Raw genomic sequence first — 16,703 nt, 5'->3', positions numbered from 1 at the left:
GTACCGAAGTACGCTTCGCCTCCGCCATCCCCACGATCTCGGGCACCACGGCCGGTCTCGCTGACTTACTACGCCAACCTGTGAGTGAAAGGATGCTGGATGGATATCGCACCGTTCGGAGTCGAGGATTGGCTCAACGTGCACGAGAAGAGCGCGACCTACGACATCGCGCAATCGACCATCGCGTCGATGACGCTCGACGAGCTTGTGGCGCTGGGCGCTGCCGACGGGCTCGTGGCGGACGTGGCCGAAGCGGCCTTGGCCCAGGATGCCGAGGCGGGCGCGGCGCAGATGAGCTTCTTCGCGCGGCTGGGCGCGGAGAAGATGAACTACGGCTGGATCGAGGGCTCGCCTGCGTTCAAGCGGGCCGCGGCCGCGCTCTACGAGCGGGTGGAGCCCGAGGCCGTGCTGCAGACGAACGGCGCGACGGGCGCGAATCTGCTGGCCGTGCTGGCGCTCGTGTCGCGCGGCGACCACGTGATCGCGGAGTACCCCAGCTACCAGCAGCTCTACGACATACCGCGCGCGCTCGGCGCCGAGGTGGACCTGTGGCGCATCCACGAGGACCGCGCGTGGTATCCCGACATCGCGGAGCTCGAGCGCCTCGTGCGCCCCGACACGAAGCTCATCTGCCTGAACAACGCGAACAACCCCACGGGCACGTTCCTCGACCGCGCGTTCATGGAGCAGGTGGTCGACGTGGCGCGCGGCGTGGGCGCCTACGTGCTGGTGGACGAGGTGTACCTGCCGCTCGTCGGCACGGAGGACTTCGCCTCCGTCGTCGATTTGTACGACAAGGGCGTGGCCACGAACAGCCTGTCGAAGACCTACTCGGTGCCCGGCGCGCGCATCGGTTGGACGGCGTCGAGCCCGGCCGTCGCCGACCTGCTGCGCCCCTACCGCGACTACACCATGATCTGCTGCGGCGTGGTGAACGACGCGCTGGCCGTGCACGTGCTGGAGAACCGCGACGCCGTGCTCGAGCGCAACCGCCCCCTCGTGCTGGGCAACCTGGCCGCGACCCAGGCGTGGATCGACGCCGAGCCGCGCGTGTCGTGGGTGGCGCCGCAGGGCGTGTCCACGTCGTTCATCAAGCTGGATATCCCGGAGGACGACGAGGCGTTCTGCCTGCGTCTGCTGGAAGACGAGGGCGTGCTGCTCGTGCCGGGAAGCCGCTTCGACATGCCGGGCCACGCGCGCCTGGGCTACTGCGCTCCCGAGCCGGTGCTGCGCGCCGGCCTGGCCGGCCTCGGCCGCGCCCTGCGCCGGTTCGACTGAGCGGAAGCGAGGCGTGGCGGGGCCGGCCGCGTGACGCGAGCGCGCCGTGCCGCGTAGGGCAAGGGCTCTGCCCTTGCCGCTCGACAGGATAGGTTTCGCAAGTTGAGCGGGCGGGACAAAGCCCCGCCTCTGCGGGAGCGCCGCAGTCACGAGCCTTGAGGGCGCGCCCTATCGCACGAACTTGCTCAGGATGCGCACGAGCAGGCTGGGCTTGTGCGCCGCTTTGGCGGGAGACGGGTGCGCCAAGGCCCTCGTCGCAGCCGGCCTCGCCGCCGCCTTCGCCGGTGCGGGAGCCGCTTGGGCGGCCCGGTCGGCCGCGGCCGCCACGTGCGCGGCCGCCTGCGCCGTGGCCTCGGCCGCCGCCACGACGACGGCCGCCTCCTGCACCACGTCGGCTTCGGCCGCGGGCGTTTCCTCGCGCTCGGCGCGTCCTCGGTTCGCGGTGCGGGCGGCTTCCTCCTCGGCCGCCGCGAGCCGCCGCTCCTGCGCCTGCTTGATGAAGTACTCTTGCGAGTCGAACAGCACGGTTCCGCCTTCGCCGTCCTTCCGGGCGAACGCGCCCAAAGGCGTGTAGCTCTTGTCGGGCAAGAGCTCGCGCAGCTTCGCCGTGTCGTCCAGGCTCACGTCCAGGTAGCCGAGGATCTGCTCGCGCAGCCCGTCGTTCAAGATGGGCCAGGCTATCTCGATGCGTTTGTCCATGTTGCGCGTCATGAGGTCGGCGCTCGACAGGTACAGCTTCATCGTCTCGCGCGGCCCGAACCCGTAGATGCGGCTGTGCTCCAGCAAACGCCCCACGATGGACACCACGCGCACGTTCTCCGTGCAGCCCTCGAGCCCCGGCACGATGCACGAGATGCCGCGCACGAACAGCACGACGGGCACGCCCGCCTGCGAGGCCTCCACGATCTTCTCGATAACGTCCTTGTCGGTGATGGAGTTCGTCTTGAAGAACAGCCCGCACGGCTCGCCCGCCCGCGCGTGCTCGATCTGCGTGTCGATGCCCGCCAAGATCATGGGCTTGATCTGCAGCGGCGCCACCCACATGATGTCGTAGTTGTCCGACGTGTTCTCCAGCCCCATGTTGCGGAAGAACTCCACGGCGTCGCGCCCGAACGTGGCGTCGCACGTGATGAACGACAGGTCGGTGTAGAGCTTGGCCGTTTTCTCGTTGTAGTTGCCGGTGCCCAGCTGCGTGATGTGCTGCAAGCCGTGGTCGGTCTGGCGCGTGATGCAGCAGATCTTCGAGTGCACCTTGAAGTCGCGGAAGCCGTAGATGACGTTGCAACCGGCCTGCTCGAAGCGCTGCGACCACTCGATGTTGTTGCTCTCGTCGAAGCGGGCGCGCAGCTCGAACAGGGCCGTGACCTCCTTGCCGTTCTCGGCGGCGGCGATGAGCGCCTCGGCCAGGTGCGACTGGCTGGCCAGCCGGTACAGCGTGATCTTGATGGATATGACGGCCGGGTCGTGCGCGGCCTCGCGCAGCAGCTGCACGAACGCGTCCATGGTTTCGTAGGGGTAGGACAGCAGCGTCTCCTTCTCCGTCACCTGCTCGATGATGGAGCGGTTGTGGTCGAGGCACGCCGGCCACTGCGGGGAGAACGGCGGGTTCGTGAGCGCCGCGCGCTCCTTCTCGGGCAGCCGCGACGCCAGGCTGTAGGTGTAGCCCAGATCGAGCGGCACGGACGTGACGTACACCTGGTGCGGTTTGAGGTTCAGGCGCGCCAGCAGCAGCTTCTCCAACGTGGCCGACAGCGGTCGCTCGCTTTCCAGCCGCACGGGCGCCAGGCGCGAGCGCTTCTTCAGGATGCGCTTCATGTGCTCGCGGTAGTCCTCGTCGTTCTCGTCGGTGCCCTCCGTGGCGTCGAGGTCGGCGTTGCGCGTGACGCAGATGACGTTCGTGTGCTTCACGATGTACATGGAGAATATCTCGGCCGCCACCATCTCGATGGCGTGCTCCAGCAAGATGAACTGCAGCCCCTTGCCCGGCAGGGCGATGACGCGCTCGCATTGGCGCGGCATGGGCACCAGGCCCAGCGTCACGCCCTCGGCGCCCAGGTTCTTCGCCTTCTTGGCCCCCTTGACGGCCGCTTTGTCGGCTTTCTCCGTCTTGGCCGCCGCCTTCGCGGCCTCCTTGCGCTTCTGCTCCGCCTCGTCGTTCAGGCGCACCACCACGTACAGCGCGCCGTTCTCCAGGTGGGGGAAGGGGTGGCGCGTGTTGATGATCTGCGGCGACAGGAACGGCATGACGTTGTCGTGCACGTAGGTCGAAAGCCACGCGCGCTGCTCGTCGTCGAGCTCGTCGGGGCGCAGGTGGCGCACGCCGCGCTCGCCCAAGAGGCGGCGCACCTCTTCGTAGGTGCGCTCTTGGATGGGGTACAGCTCGTGGCAGCGCGCGTAGATGGCGTCCAGCTGCTCGGTGGGCGTCATGCCCGACTTCGAGTCCACGATGTGCTTCTTCACCAGCGACAGGTCGGTCAGGCTGCCCACGCGCACCATGAAGAACTCCTGGAGGTTGCTCCAGAAGATGGAGACGAAGTTCAAGCGCTCCAGCAACGGCACCGTCTCGTCGGCGCCTTGGTCGAGCACGCGCTCGTTGAACGTGAGCCACGAGAGCTCGCGGTTCTGCAGGTAGGGGGCCGCGTTCGGCGCGGAAGCGGTCTCGCGGGCGGCGTCCGTCGTGTCCACGGCGTTTTCGGGGCTCGGCAGATCCTTCACAGCGTCCATGATGCTCCCTTCGTCGTAACCCTTCGTAGGGGCGGGCTGCTGCCCGCCCGCCGCGGCGCTATCCCAGCACGCGCTCGATGAGATAGCCCTCGCGCACGCCGTACTTGCAGATCTCCAGCCGCCCGGCGCGGAAATCGCTCATGAGGGTGTCCAAGATCAGGCACCCCGGCACGAGCGTGTGGACGCGCTCTGCCGACGCTTTGAGCGCGCGGTGCGCGAATGCGTCGGGGGCGGTTCGGCATAGGTCCAGTATGGCACGAATCTCGGCGGCCGTCATCGATTTCGGGCGGACGATTTCGCCTGAAACCTGGGCGTGCATCTTGGCGGCCGCGCGCACGCTGCCGCCGATGCCGTAGATCGTGCCGGCGCGGTAGGCGTCTTGGTCGGGCAGGGCGGCCAGGCGCTCGTAGAGCGCGCCCACCACGGCGTCCATCTCCTTCGGCGTGGGCAGGATGGCCCGCACGAACGAGGTGTACGACGACAGCGAGCCCTGGCCCAGGCTCACGTTGTCGAAGTCGCGCCCGTCTTCGATGCGGGTGAGCTCCGTGGAGCCGCCGCCGATGTCCACGAGCGTGCCCCGTTCGATCTTCCGGTCGCACGTGGCGCCCACGAAGCCCAGATGCGCCTCGTCGCGCGCCGAAAGCAGGGCGATGGGCAGCTCGGTGTCGCTCCCGATGGCGGCGACGGCCTCGGCGCTGTTCGAGGCGTTGCGCAGCACGGCGGTGGCGAACACGTCGACGCGCTTGCAGTCGAAGTACCGCGCGCGCTTCGCATGGCCCTTGAGCACGCTCGCCGCACGGCGCACGCCGTCTTCGGTGAACGTGCCGTCGTCGGCCACGAAAGCGGAGAGCCCCGCCATGACCTTGTCGTTTATCAGGCTTTTGAAGTCCTTGTTCGTGTACGTCTTGCGACGGTCGTCCTTCACTTCGTACACGACGAGGCGGATGGTGTTCGACCCCAGGTCTATCACGGCGTAGTTCGGCATGGCTCTTCTCGTCTGTCGGGCGGCGCGCCCGCTAGGGCGCGCCGCGCTTTCCGGTACCTCTATTCTAGGGAAACCCCGCCGCGCGGCAAAGGGCGCACCCAAATCGATGGCGATATTTTACCTGCCGTTGACGTTGCCGGCCGACGTTGCGGGCCGGCCGGCATCCCTCGCGTTCGCCGCTTCTCGCCCGGGCGTCCGAGCCCCTTGGCGGCTTGTGCTATGATGGCGGCACGGTTTCGGGAAAGGATGCCCCATGCTCGAATCGATCGACCTCTCACGCCCGCATCTGTCCAAAGAAGAGTACAAGCCGCGCCGCGACGCGCTCATGGAAGAGCTCGTGGTGTTGCAGCAGGAGGCGGTGAAGAAGGGCGTCGGCCTGGTGGTGCTGTTCGAAGGCTGGAACGGCGCGGGCAAGGGCAGCCGCATTTCCGACCTCATGTACAATCTGGACGCCCGTGCCACGAGCGTCTACGTCACCGAGGACCTGGACGTCGAGGCGGCCCGCGCCTTTCCGGGCGCACGGGAGGGCGTGACGGGCTTCTTCCCGGTCATGCAGGAGTTCTGGCACGCGCTCGGTCCGCGCGGCGCCATGACGTTCTATGATCGCGGCTGGTACACCGCCGCTACGCAGCACATGCTGTACACCGAGTTCGGCGCGCTCTCGCTCGACGGCTCGCGCGACGACGGAGGCAAGGGGAAGAAGGGCGGCAAGAAGACGTCCGCCGCCATGGAGCGGGCGCGCGACGAGCGGCACATCGACCTGCTGCACCGCTACCTCACCTCGGCGGCCGACTTCGAGCAGCAGCTCGTCGACGACGGCTACGTCGTGGTGAAGTTCTTCGTGCACGTGGGCCAGGACGCGCAGCGCAAGCGCCTCGAGCGCCTGCACGACGATCCGGCCACGCGCTGGCGCGTGAGCAAGGAGAAGCTGGCCAGCGTGGGCAACTACCCGCAGGCTTACCGCCTCTACGACAACCTGCTGGAAGGCAGCAACTTCTCGTACGCGCCGTGGCATCTGGTGAACGGCGAGGACAAGCGCGCCGCGAACCTGGCCATCGCCGAAACGCTCGTGGCGGCCGTGAAGGGCGCGCTCGCCGCCCAGCCCGATCCCGCGGCAGCCGAAGCGGCCGCGAAGGCGCAGGCGAACTCGGCCGGTCTGCTCGACGAGGCCCCGCAGGGCGAACGCACCCCCGACCAAGAGCGCGCCGTGCGCGCCGCCGCCGAACGGGAGGCCGCCGAGGCGAGCGCCCGCGCGCCGCGCTCATCGAGGTTCGTCATCGTGGACGACGGGCCCTCCCTCGACGCGGTGGACCACGCGCTCGCGCTCGATCCCGATTCCTACAAGCGCGAGCTCAAGGCCGAGCAGGATCGCCTGAACCGGCTGGAAATGGAGATGTACCAGAAACGCGTTCCGCTCATGGTCATGTACGAGGGGTGGGACGCCGCGGGCAAAGGCGGCAACATCAAGCGCGTGGCCCAGGCCCTCGACGCGCGCGCCTACACGGTGTTCCCGTCGCCCGCGCCCACCAAGCCCGAGCTCTTGCATCCCCATTTGTGGCGCTACTGGACGCGTTTGCCGAAGGCGGGCCACGTGGGCATCTACGATCGCAGCTGGTACGGCCGCGTGCTCGTGGAGCGCGTGGAGGGCTTCGCCACGCCGGCCGAATGGAGCCGCGCCTACGACGAGATCAACGAGTTCGAGCGCGAGCTCGTGCGCTGGGGGGCCATCCTGCTGAAGTTCTGGGTCGACGTGAGCCCCGATGAGCAGCTGCGCCGCTTCCGCGACCGCGAGCAGGACCCGGCCAAGCAGTGGAAGATCACCGACGAGGACTGGCGAAACCGCGACAAGTATCCGCAGTACAAGGCAGCCATCGAAGACATGTTCCGCCTGACGTCCACGACGTTCGCGCCCTGGGTGGTGCTGGAGAGCGACGACAAGCGTTACGCGCGCGTAAAGGCTTTGAAAATAATCAACGACGCGCTCGAAGCGCGCTTGCGCGAAACGTGATATAGCGCTACCATGGGCGAATAAACGAAACCAATCGTGCGCGTTCGCGTGCTTGAAAAAAGGGGTAACAAGTATGGAATCATTCTTCGGCATCGTTCCCATGTGGGCCATTTGGGTCATCGTGGCCATCATCGTGCTCATCATCGTCATCTTCATCGCGAAGGGCTTCATCGACGAGATGAAGAAGAAGTAGCACACCGCGTTTCCGCTTCGTGAAATATGAGCGTTTTCATGGCATCGCGCCCCCATTCCGGGGGCGTTTGCTTATTATGGTAACGGTCTGGGGGCAGCGGGCCTAGGCCCGCGCGCCGCCCGAGCATTCGTCCATCCGAAAGGGAGCTATGGCCGAGTATCGACAATATCCCGACCCGGCGCCGCACGGCCGCCATGCGCAGCGCGCATCCTCGCAGCCCGATGCGGGCGGTCAGGCGCCGCGCCATGGCGCGCACCAGCAGCAACCCCAACGCGCGCCGCAGCAGCGCGCGCAAACGCAGCGCCCCGCCCAGCCTCAGCGCACCGAACGCCCCGCCGGCGCACAGCAGCCGCAACGCGCCGCCCGCCAGCAGGCTCCGTCCGCCGGTGCGCCCGTCCAGCAGCATGCACCCTCGCCGCAGCCCCAGCGCCGCGCGCCTCAGCCGCAGCGCCAAGCGCCTCCCCCCGGCTATCCTCGCCAGCAATCCCCGCAAGGATACCGCCCCGCCCAGGCGGGCGCGGCTCCGGCCACGTACGGCGTGGCGGGCAACGGCGGCGGTCGCGGTGGCAAGGGGAAGGGCCAAGGCGGCGGCAAGAAGAAGGGCGGCCCCTGGAGGATCGTGTTCTGGGCCGCGCTCGTGGTGCTCGTGGTGGCGCTTGTCGCGCTCGGCGCCATCGCCTTCAGCTATTGGCAGGGCCAGAACGCCTACGACTCCGTGGCCCAGGAGGTGTTCGAGCCCCCTGCGGACATCGAGGGCGCGGCGCTCGCCGACATAACCGTCGACTGGGACAAGCTCAAGGCCATCAATCCCGACACCGTGGGCTGGGTCTACATACCCGGTACGGCGGTGAACTACCCCATCGTGCACACGACCGACGACGAGAAGTACCTCACCACGGATTTCAACGGCCAGCAGACCTGGGGCGCCACGTACGGCTCCATCTTCCTGTCGGCGGCCAACGCGGCCGATTTCTCCGATGCGAACAACATCGTGTACGGGCACCATCTGAACAACGGCTCCATGTTCGCCGCCATCACGGGCTTCGACAACGCGGACCAGTTCAACGCCCATCGCACGGCCTACGTCCTCACGCCGCAGGGCAACTTCAAGCTGCGCACGTTCTCGCTCGTGCACGTGGCGGCCGACGACCCGCTCGCCCAGACCGCGTTCGCTTCCGACGAGGAGCGCACGGCTTACATACAGGATAAGATAGACCGTTCGGTCGTGACGGCGTCCGACGTTCCGTCGCCCGCCGACATTGCGCACCTGTTCGCGTTCGCAACCTGCGACAACCTGCCGAGCGACGGGCGCTACGTGCTGTTCTCGTACATCGAGGAGAGCACGGTGCCGAACGTCGCGGCCGTCGGCGGCACCGACGCCGCCCTCGACCCGGATGCTGCCGCCGCCGTGGGCGACGCCTCGAAGGAGATCGCCGCATGAGCACGTCCGTTCTGCCCGGGGAGCGCCCCGACCGCCTTGAGGAGGCCTGCGCCGTGTTCGGCGTGTACGCCCCCGGCGAGGACGTGGCTCGCATGACGTGCTTCGGCCTGCAGGCGCTGCAGCACCGCGGCCAGGAAAGCGCCGGCATCGCCGTGGGCGATGGCGAGACCATCATGGCGGCCAAGGATCTGGGCTTGGTGACCCAGGTGTTCGACGAGGCCAGCCTGGCGGCGCTCGACGGCTTCGTGGCCGTGGGCCACGCGCGCTACTCCACGAGCGGCGGCGCCGCGTCGTGGGAGGCCGCCCAGCCCCACATCTCGGCCATCGACGACGTGCTCATCGCGCTCGCGCACAACGGCACGCTGGTGAACACGGATCGGATCCGCGCGCTGCTCGAGGGCAGGGGCGTGCAGTTCCGCTCGAGCACCGACAGCGAGGTGGCCGCCAAGGCCATCGGCGAGGTCACGCAGACCACGCACCATCTGCGCAACGGCATCCGCCGCGCCATGGAAGAGCTGTCGGGGGCCTACGCCATGGTGCTGGCCAGCCCCAGCTCGCTCTACGCGTTCCGCGACCCGAACGGCATCCGGCCCCTGTGCATCGGCAAGCTTCCCGACGGGCGCGGCTGGGTGGTGTCGAGCGAGACGTGCGGTTTGGACATCGTGGGCGCCGAGTACGTGCGCGACGTGGCCCCGGGCGAGATCGTGCGCTTCAACGAGGAGGGCATGCACGCCGAGCAGGGGGTTCCGGCCGGCGAGCCGGCGGCCTGCATCTTCGAGTACGTGTACTTCGCGCGGCCCGACAGCGTGATCGACGGGCAGAGCGTCTACCAGGCTCGCCGCAATATGGGCCGCATCTTGGCGCAGGAGGCGCCGGCCGAGGCCGACCTCGTGCTGGGCGTGCCCGACTCGGGCGTGCCCCCGGCGCTGGGGTACGCGCATGAAAGCGGCATTCCCTATGCCGACGGCATCGTGAAGAACCGCTACGTGGGCCGCACGTTCATCGAACCCACCCAGGCCATGCGCCAGCTGGGCATCCGCCTGAAGCTGAACCCGCTGCGCTCGGTCATCGAGGGCCAGCGCCTCGTGGTCATCGACGACAGCATCGTGCGCGGCAACACGTCCAAGAAGCTCGTGCAGATGCTGCGCGACGCGGGCGCGACGGAGGTGCACCTGCGCATCGTGAGCCCCGAGGTGGGGTGGCCGTGCTTCTACGGCATCGACACCGACACGCGCGACCAGCTCATCGCCGCGAACATGACGCTCGATGAGATGAACGAGTGGATCGGGTCGGACTCGCTGGCGTTCATCTCGCTCGAGGGCCTGCGCGCCTCCGTGCCCGACGCGCGTTGCCCAGGGTTCTGCGACGCCTGTTTCACAGGCGACTACCCGGTGGAGATTCCCGCCGCCGTGGCCAAGAAGAGCTTTCTGACGAAAAAGGATTTCGAGGACGTATACGCCGAGGGAAACCAATAGAGGTCCGACGATACAGCAAGGAGCCAAGATGACCGAGAGAATAACCGTGAGCGCCGCCGACCAGAGCGACGGCCCCGCGATGCCCAGCTGGATGGACGAGGACGCCACGACGTACGCCCAGGCCGGCGTCGACACGGCCGAGGGCGCCCGCGCCGTCGACGCCATCAAGGGCGTCGTGCACGACACGTACCGTCCCGAGGTGGTGGGCGACATCGGCGGCTTCGGCGGCTTGTTCTCCATCGCGGCGGCCAAGGACATGGACGACCCGCTGCTGGTGAGCGGCACCGACGGCGTGGGCACGAAGCTCAAGGTGGCCCAACTGGCCGGCAAGCACGACACGGTGGGCATCGATCTGGTGGCCATGTGCGCGAACGACATCCTGGCCACGGGCGCCGAGCCTCTGTTCTTCCTGGACTACGTGGCCATCGGCAAGCTCAAGGCCGAGAACGTGGCCGAGATCGTGGCGGGCATCGGCGAGGGCTGCAAGCAGGCCGGCTGCGCGCTCATCGGCGGCGAGATGGCCGAGCACCCCGGCGTCATGGACCCGGACGACTACGACTTGTCCGGCTTCTGCGTGGGCGTGGTCGACCGCGCGAAGATGCTCGACCCCGAGAGCGTGCGCGAGGGCGACGTGCTGGTGGGCCTGGCCTCGAGCGGCCTGCACTCCAACGGCTACTCGCTGGCGCGCAAGGTGTGCGTGGAGGGCAAGACGCATTACGAGCTGCGCCTCGAGCGCGAGGAGCTGGACGGCGCGAGCCTGCAGGACGCGCTGCTCACGCCCACGCGCATCTACGTGAAGCCGGTGCGCGCCGTGCTGGAGGCCTGCCCCGGCGCCGTGCGCGCGCTCGCCCACATCACGGGCGGCGGCATCTCCGAGAACCTGGACCGCGCGCTGCCGAAGACCTGCGACGCGCAGGTCGATCTGGGCACGTGGCCGGTTCCCCCCATCGCGAAGTTCGTGTGCGACGCCGCGCACCTCGACGAGACCGAGGCGCTGAAGACGTTCAACATGGGCCTCGGCATGGTGCTCATCGTGGATCCCGAGCGCGTGGACGAAGTGGAAGCCGCGCTGGCCGAGGCGGGCGAGGCCACCTACCGCGTGGGCTGCATCGTTGCCGGCGAGGGCGCCGTAACCTACGCCAACGAGGGCGAGCTGTACGGGTTCGAGGGGTAGGTTCTCTTGAGAGACGCGACACCGGGAGAGGTGGATGGCAAGGAGGGGGGCGATCGGCTTTGCAAATCGGTTGCCGACGTCCTGACTCAAGCGCGTATGCGCGCGCAAAATGCCGTGAACGTTTCTATGGTGTACGCCTATTACGAGATAGGCCGCATGATCGTCGAAGAAGAGCAGCAGGGGGAGGATCGGGCCGCCTATGGAGCGCACGTTCTGAAAAAGCTATCTGCCTATCTGACGAAGCGTTTTGGGCGTGGTTATTCCACTGACAATCTGAAGCTGATGCGCCGCTTCTATGTGGTTTATTCGCATGATCAGATTGGGGAAACACCGTTTCCCCAATCTGATGGTCTTCCCACGGTTGGAGCGGGGAGAAGGTTCTACCTAAGCTGGTCACATTATCTTAAGCTCATGCGCATTCCCTCCATCGAAGAGCGGCATTTCTACGAGATAGAATCCGCGCGTAACCATTGGAGCCTGGCGGAGCTGAATAGGCAGTTTGACAGCGCTCTGTACGAGAGGCTCGCTTTGGGTCGAGGTAAAGAGGGGGCGCGCAATCTGGCTGTCGAAGGTCAAGCGGCCCGAGTTCCCGAGGATCTGGTGAAGGATCCCTATGTCTTGGAGTTTCTCGGTTTGCCGGAGCGGGCCTCGTATTCCGAGGCCGAGTTGGAGTCCCGCCTTATCGACAATCTTCAAACCTTTTTGCTAGAGCTTGGCACGGGGTTTGCCTTTGTGGGTCGTCAGGTGCGTCTTTCCTTTGAGGAAGAGCATTTCTATGTTGACCTTGTATTCTACAATCGGCTTTTACGCTGTTTCGTGCTGTTCGACTTGAAGATAGGCGGACTCAGACATCAAGATATCGGGCAAATGCAGATGTACGTCAATTACTATGATCGCAGAGTGAAGCTCGAAGATGAAAACCCGACTATCGGCATCGTCTTGTGCAAGGACAAGAAAGAGTCCGTGGTGGAGATGACGCTTTCGGAGGATAACAGCCAGATATTTGCGAGTAGGTACCAAACGGTGCTTCCAAGCAAGGAGGATCTCAAGAGGCTGCTGGAAGAGGGGCTTTGATGAAGGATTTCGAAAGAAGGGGCGTATGACCGAACCGTTGAAAATAGGCGTGCTGCTGAGCGGCAGCGGCACGAACCTGCAGGCCATCATCGACGCGGTGCGCGACGACGGGTTGCCGGTGGACATCGTGCGCGTGGTGTCGTCGCGCCCGGACGCCTACGGCATCGAACGGGCGCGGGCGGCGGGCATCCCGGCCGTGGCGCTCAACCGCGACGTGTACGCCGACCCCGAGGCGGCCGACGCGCGCATCGTGGACGAGCTGCGCGACGCCGGTGCGGAGTACGTGGTCATGGCGGGCTACATGCGCAAGCTCACGCCCGTGATGCTGAACGCGTTTCCCGACCGCGTGCTCAACCTGCACCCGGCGCTGCTGCCGTCGTTCAAGGGCGCGCACGCCATCGCCGACGCCTACCAGGCTGGCGTGAAGGTGACGGGCGTGACCGTGCATTTCGCGAACGAGGATTACGACAAGGGGCCCATCGTGGCCCAGCGCGCCGTGGAGGTGCGCGAGGACGACGCCCTCGAGGACTTGGAGGCGCGCATCCACGAGGCGGAGCACGTGCTGTACCCCCAGGTGCTGCGCCTGGTCGCCGAAGGCCGCGTGAAAATCGGCGAAGACCGGAAAGTGAGCATCGCTCCCGTTTCGTAGCGCGTCTTCGCAACCGCTCTCGTAGGGGCGGGGCTCGTCCCGCCCGCTCAACCTGCGAAACGCGCTTTGCCGAACAGAGGGGCAGAACCTTTTGCTCCGTCGGTTCAGCGAAGCGGCATGTTTGATAAAGCCTTATCCGAACCGTCTCGAGCAAGGAGCCCGCACCATGAACAAGGAAACGCTGCAAGCCATCGTCGCCGACCTGAGGGAGGGCCGCACGCCCACGCTGTCGGTCGAGGACTTCCCCTGCTTCTCGGCGGAGGCGACCCAGGGCAACGAGCACCTCGACCCGTCGTACCTGGACAAGGTTGCGGCCGCTCTGACGGAGGCCGACGTGCCCACGTTCGAGCGGGCCCTGCGCGCCATGGACGAGGGCGATCTGGCCTGGCTCGGCTTCAAGATCGTCTACGATGCGGCCGAGGCGCAGGCCAACACCGACAACGAGGTGACGAAGAAGTACGGCGAGCAGGGCTCCGCCGACGGCGAGCCGCTCGTGTTCTTCTGCAACGACGCCAAGGAGATCGTGGCGTCGCGCGAGCCCTCGCCGCGCGATGTCTTCCAAATGAAGGACGTCACGCGCGGCCCCTCGATGCACAACGAGCAGTTCGAGGGCCTCACGTGGGCGAGCGTGCCCCTGTTCGACCAGGTGCGCGTGTGGCTGCTCGGCGCGTCCGACGCCGCGAGCGAGGTGGCGGCGCTCGCCGACCACGTGGGCTTCGCCGTGTGCGTGGTGGACTACGACGAGGCGTACGTGAGCGAAGCGCGTTTTCCCCGCGCCCAGCGCATCGTGCTGCCGGGCGGCAACTTCGACGCGCTCGCCGACGTGGCATGCGCGCCTGAGGACTACGTGTGCGTGCTCACCCGCGGTCACATGTTCGACCCCGAGGGTTGCGTGTGGGCGACGAAGCAGCACGCGCACTACGTGGGCATGATGGGCTGCGCCGGCAAGAACGACCGCGTGCACGAGCTCGTGTTGGCCGCCGGAGCCTCCGAGGAAGACTGGGAGCGCGTCAAGCGTCCCATCGGCCTGAAGTTCGGCGCGAAGACGCCCGCCGAGCTGGCCATCGCGATCGTCGCCGAACTGGTGGACGTGCGCTACAAGCAGCGCTACAGTGAGGAAGCGATCGAGCGCCACGAGAAGAGCCTCGGCAGGTAGGGGCTCGCGGCCGCATTCGCGCACGGCTTGCAGCAAGGCTTTTGCCCCCTGGTTCGCGTAGGGGCGGGCTGCTGCCCGCCCGGTGTGACGGCTTCCAGACGGCGAGGACGCACGGCAAGCGCACCGGTGCGTTCCAAGCGCTTCGCACGCCGGAGTTTGGTCGCAAGTAAGGCCTGTTGCCCGTCGCCGATCGACGGGTTCGCCATAGCAGGAAAGCAACGAGAGAGGATGTAAGACCATATGAGCAATCCGAAAGTGAAACGCGTTCTGGTGTCCGTCACGGACAAGACGGGCGTGGCGGACTTCGCCCGCGCGCTCGTGGACGAGTTCGGGGCGGAGATCATCTCCACGGGCGGCACCGCCCGCGCCCTCAAGGACGCCGGCGTGCCCGTCACGCCCATCGATGACGTGACGCAGTTCCCCGAGATGATGGACGGCCGCGTGAAGACGCTGCATCCGCGCGTGCACGGCGGCCTCTTGGCCAAGCGCGACAACGCCGACCACTTGGCCCAGGCGGCCGAGCACGGCATCGAGATGATCGACATGGTGGTGGTGAACCTCTACGCCTTCGAGAAGACGGTGGAGAGCGGCGCCGACTTCGGCACCTGCATCGAGAACATCGACATCGGCGGCCCGTCCATGCTGCGCTCCGCCGCGAAGAACTTCGAGAGCGTGGCCGTGGTCACGCGCCCCGACAGCTACGACACCATCCTGGCCGAGATGCGCGCCAACGACGGCGCCACGCTGCGCGACACGCGCGCCAAGCTGGCGCTCGACGTGTTCGAAACCACGGCGAGCTACGACGGCGCCATCGCCGCGTGGATGGCCGGCCAGCTGGAGGGCGAGGGCGAGGCCAAGTTCCCCGCACGCCGCACCGTGCGCCTGTCGAAGGTGCAGGACCTGCGCTACGGCGAGAACCCGCACCAGTCCGCCGCGTTCTACCGCCGCGACGACTTCGCCCATGCCGCGCACAGCCTGGCGCACGCCAAGCAGCACCAGGGCAAGGAGCTGTCGTACAACAACTACCTCGACCTCGACGCCGCCTGGACGGCCGTGCGCGAGTTCGACGAGCCGGCCTGCGTCATCGTGAAGCACCTCACGCCCTGCGGCGTGTGCCAGGACGACGACCTGGTGGCGGCCTACCAGCGCGCGCATGCGTGCGACCCGGTGAGCGCCTACGGCGGCGTCATGGCGTTCAACCGCCCCGTGACGAGCGACGTCGTGGTGGCCATCTTCGACAACAAGCAGTTCGTGGAGGCCATCATCGCGCCCGAGTTCGCGGGCGACGCGCTCGACATGTACAGCGCCAAGAAGAACGCGCGCCTGCTGTCCACGGGCGGCGTGAACCCGGCCGGCGGGGAAGTGGAGTACCGCGCCGTTGAAGGCGGCCTGCTCTGCCAGGACTCCGACGCCGTGGCAGAGGACCCCGCGACGTTCACCGTGCCCACGAAGCGCCAGCCCACCGAGGAGGAGATGGCGGAGCTCCTGTTCGCGTGGAAGGTGTGCAAGTCCATCAAGTCCAACGCCATCGCCATCACGAAGGGCCACGCCACCATCGGCGTGGGCGGCGGCCAGCCGAACCGCGTGAACTCCGCGCGCATCGCCGTCGAGCAGGCGGGCGAGGAGGCGAAGGGCGCCGTGGCGGCCTCCGACGCGTTCTTCCCGTTCCGCGACGGCCTCGACGCGCTGGCCGAAGCCGGCGTGACGGCCGTCATCGAGCCGGGCGGCTCCATCCGCGACGAAGAGGTCATCGCCGCCGCCGACGAGCAGGGCATCGCGCTCGTGTTCACCGGCCATCGCCACTTCCGCCACTAGACTTCGGGTTCCGCCGACCTGCCGGTCGGCGGAACGCTCCGACGCTGCGATCTTTCCGCATGCTCGACCTCGCAACGTGCGGGGTTGGACGCTCCGAACGGCTCCGACGGCCTTTGCCGCCGGAGCCGTTCGACGTTTCGAAGCCGCTCCTCCCCGCACCAAAAACGCATTTCCAGAAGCGTCCGCTGTTAAATCGCCGTTGACATTCCGCAGGCCAGCGCTTTGCCATCCTGAGCGAAGCGAACGCAGCGAGCGCAGTCGAAGGATCCCGCGCGGCGACAGCCGAAAGCGTCACGGTTGCCGCCGCGCGGGATCCTTCGACTGCGGCGGCTTTCGCCGCTCATCGCTTCGCGATGCCTCCCTGCGCCCGCTTCGCGTGCTCGGGAGTGCAACAGTCCGCTGGACTGTTGCATGCTCAGAATGACAGCCTGGCCGGTGTCCGGGATGACAACCCGGCCGGGTGCATGTCAGTGCTGGTTTAACAGCGGACGGAAACGGTCTTGCTTCAAAAGGGCGTTTGTGAACGAATTTTCGCGTCATTTTGAATATAGGTAAAACGGTAATGTTACTAAATGCCTGATGAGAGCATTAAGTAATATATTATTCTCGCATAAGATCATGCACAAACGCCCTTTTGAAGCAGAAACGCTTGGATCCGCTGTTAAACCAATATTGACATAGTCCCTATTTTGGGACAGCAAAAAAGGCTCTCCGTCTTACGATGCAACTGT

General features: G+C 66.8%; 11 protein-coding genes. 9 read left to right on the top strand and 2 right to left on the bottom strand.

Annotation, left to right across the window (positions count from 1 at the left end; genetic code table 11):
* The first annotated feature begins 99 nt into the window (after positions 1 to 99).
* A complete protein-coding gene (locus HCH03_RS11310; protein ID WP_221689574.1) occupies positions 100 to 1,278 on the top strand; it encodes an aminotransferase in 1,179 nt (392 codons plus the stop codon).
* A 168-nt stretch (positions 1,279 to 1,446) separates the two neighbouring features.
* Here the strand turns inward: HCH03_RS11310 and ppk1 are convergent, their stop codons facing one another.
* On the bottom strand, positions 1,447 to 4,002 hold the full coding sequence (gene ppk1, locus HCH03_RS11305) for a polyphosphate kinase 1 (RefSeq protein WP_221689573.1): 2,556 nt from the start codon (positions 4,000 to 4,002) through the stop codon (positions 1,447 to 1,449).
* A 58-nt stretch (positions 4,003 to 4,060) separates the two neighbouring features.
* Positions 4,061 to 4,987, bottom strand: coding sequence for a Ppx/GppA phosphatase family protein (locus HCH03_RS11300; RefSeq protein ID WP_221689572.1), 927 nt, complete (start codon positions 4,985 to 4,987; stop codon positions 4,061 to 4,063).
* 253 nt (positions 4,988 to 5,240) lie between these two features.
* Between HCH03_RS11300 and HCH03_RS11295 the strand changes: the two genes are divergently transcribed.
* The 8 genes from HCH03_RS11295 to purH all read left to right on the top strand — a co-directional run bounded on the left by HCH03_RS11295 (position 5,241) and on the right by purH (position 15,972).
* Positions 5,241 to 6,995 carry a polyphosphate--AMP phosphotransferase gene (locus HCH03_RS11295; RefSeq protein ID WP_221689571.1) on the top strand — a complete coding sequence of 585 codons (1,755 nt, stop codon included), beginning with the start codon at positions 5,241 to 5,243 and terminating at the stop codon, positions 6,993 to 6,995.
* Positions 6,996 to 7,336: 341 nt separating this feature from the next.
* Entirely contained in the window at positions 7,337 to 8,629 is a 1,293-nt protein-coding gene (gene srtB / locus HCH03_RS11290; protein WP_221689570.1) for a class B sortase, read from the top strand.
* Positions 8,626 to 10,104: an amidophosphoribosyltransferase gene (gene purF / locus HCH03_RS11285; RefSeq protein WP_221689569.1), complete on the top strand. Its 1,479-nt coding sequence runs from the start codon at positions 8,626 to 8,628 to the stop codon at positions 10,102 to 10,104. Before srtB ends, purF begins: the two co-directional genes overlap by 4 nt.
* A 28-nt stretch (positions 10,105 to 10,132) precedes the next feature.
* Positions 10,133 to 11,278, top strand: a complete 1,146-nt coding sequence (purM, locus tag HCH03_RS11280) for a phosphoribosylformylglycinamidine cyclo-ligase (protein ID WP_281421138.1) — start codon at positions 10,133 to 10,135, stop codon at positions 11,276 to 11,278.
* A 6-nt stretch (positions 11,279 to 11,284) separates the two neighbouring features.
* Entirely contained in the window at positions 11,285 to 12,352 is a 1,068-nt protein-coding gene (locus tag HCH03_RS11275) for a PDDEXK nuclease domain-containing protein (protein WP_246599988.1), read from the top strand.
* A 25-nt stretch (positions 12,353 to 12,377) separates the two neighbouring features.
* Complete coding sequence (gene purN, locus HCH03_RS11270; RefSeq protein WP_221689568.1) at positions 12,378 to 13,001, top strand: phosphoribosylglycinamide formyltransferase; 624 nt, start codon at positions 12,378 to 12,380, stop codon at positions 12,999 to 13,001.
* Between the two features lie 166 nt (positions 13,002 to 13,167).
* Positions 13,168 to 14,157, top strand: coding sequence for an XdhC family protein (locus HCH03_RS11265; RefSeq protein ID WP_221689567.1), 990 nt, complete (start codon positions 13,168 to 13,170; stop codon positions 14,155 to 14,157).
* Positions 14,158 to 14,397: 240 nt separating this feature from the next.
* On the top strand, positions 14,398 to 15,972 hold the full coding sequence (gene purH / locus HCH03_RS11260; protein ID WP_221689566.1) for a bifunctional phosphoribosylaminoimidazolecarboxamide formyltransferase/IMP cyclohydrolase: 1,575 nt from the start codon (positions 14,398 to 14,400) through the stop codon (positions 15,970 to 15,972).
* Positions 15,973 to 16,703 lie beyond the last annotated feature (731 nt).

The sequence above is a fragment of the Gordonibacter massiliensis (ex Traore et al. 2017) genome, from assembly GCF_019731765.1.
GTDB lineage: Bacteria > Actinomycetota > Coriobacteriia > Coriobacteriales > Eggerthellaceae > Gordonibacter > Gordonibacter massiliensis.
This window is presented reverse-complemented; position numbering and strand designations above follow the sequence as displayed.

What these genes read in the sequence shown, in the direction of transcription:
- HCH03_RS11310 (WP_221689574.1), top strand. Translation starts at nt 100, where the DNA reads ATGGATATCGCACCGTTCGGAGTCGAGGATTGGCTCAACGTGCACGAG.
- ppk1 (WP_221689573.1), bottom strand. Translation starts at nt 4,002, where the DNA reads ATGGACGCTGTGAAGGATCTGCCGAGCCCCGAAAACGCCGTGGACACG.
- HCH03_RS11300 (WP_221689572.1), bottom strand. Translation starts at nt 4,987, where the DNA reads ATGCCGAACTACGCCGTGATAGACCTGGGGTCGAACACCATCCGCCTC.
- HCH03_RS11295 (WP_221689571.1), top strand. Translation starts at nt 5,241, where the DNA reads ATGCTCGAATCGATCGACCTCTCACGCCCGCATCTGTCCAAAGAAGAG.
- srtB (WP_221689570.1), top strand. Translation starts at nt 7,337, where the DNA reads ATGGCCGAGTATCGACAATATCCCGACCCGGCGCCGCACGGCCGCCAT.
- purF (WP_221689569.1), top strand. Translation starts at nt 8,626, where the DNA reads ATGAGCACGTCCGTTCTGCCCGGGGAGCGCCCCGACCGCCTTGAGGAG.
- purM (WP_281421138.1), top strand. Translation starts at nt 10,133, where the DNA reads ATGACCGAGAGAATAACCGTGAGCGCCGCCGACCAGAGCGACGGCCCC.
- purN (WP_221689568.1), top strand. Translation starts at nt 12,378, where the DNA reads ATGACCGAACCGTTGAAAATAGGCGTGCTGCTGAGCGGCAGCGGCACG.
- HCH03_RS11265 (WP_221689567.1), top strand. Translation starts at nt 13,168, where the DNA reads ATGAACAAGGAAACGCTGCAAGCCATCGTCGCCGACCTGAGGGAGGGC.
- purH (WP_221689566.1), top strand. Translation starts at nt 14,398, where the DNA reads ATGAGCAATCCGAAAGTGAAACGCGTTCTGGTGTCCGTCACGGACAAG.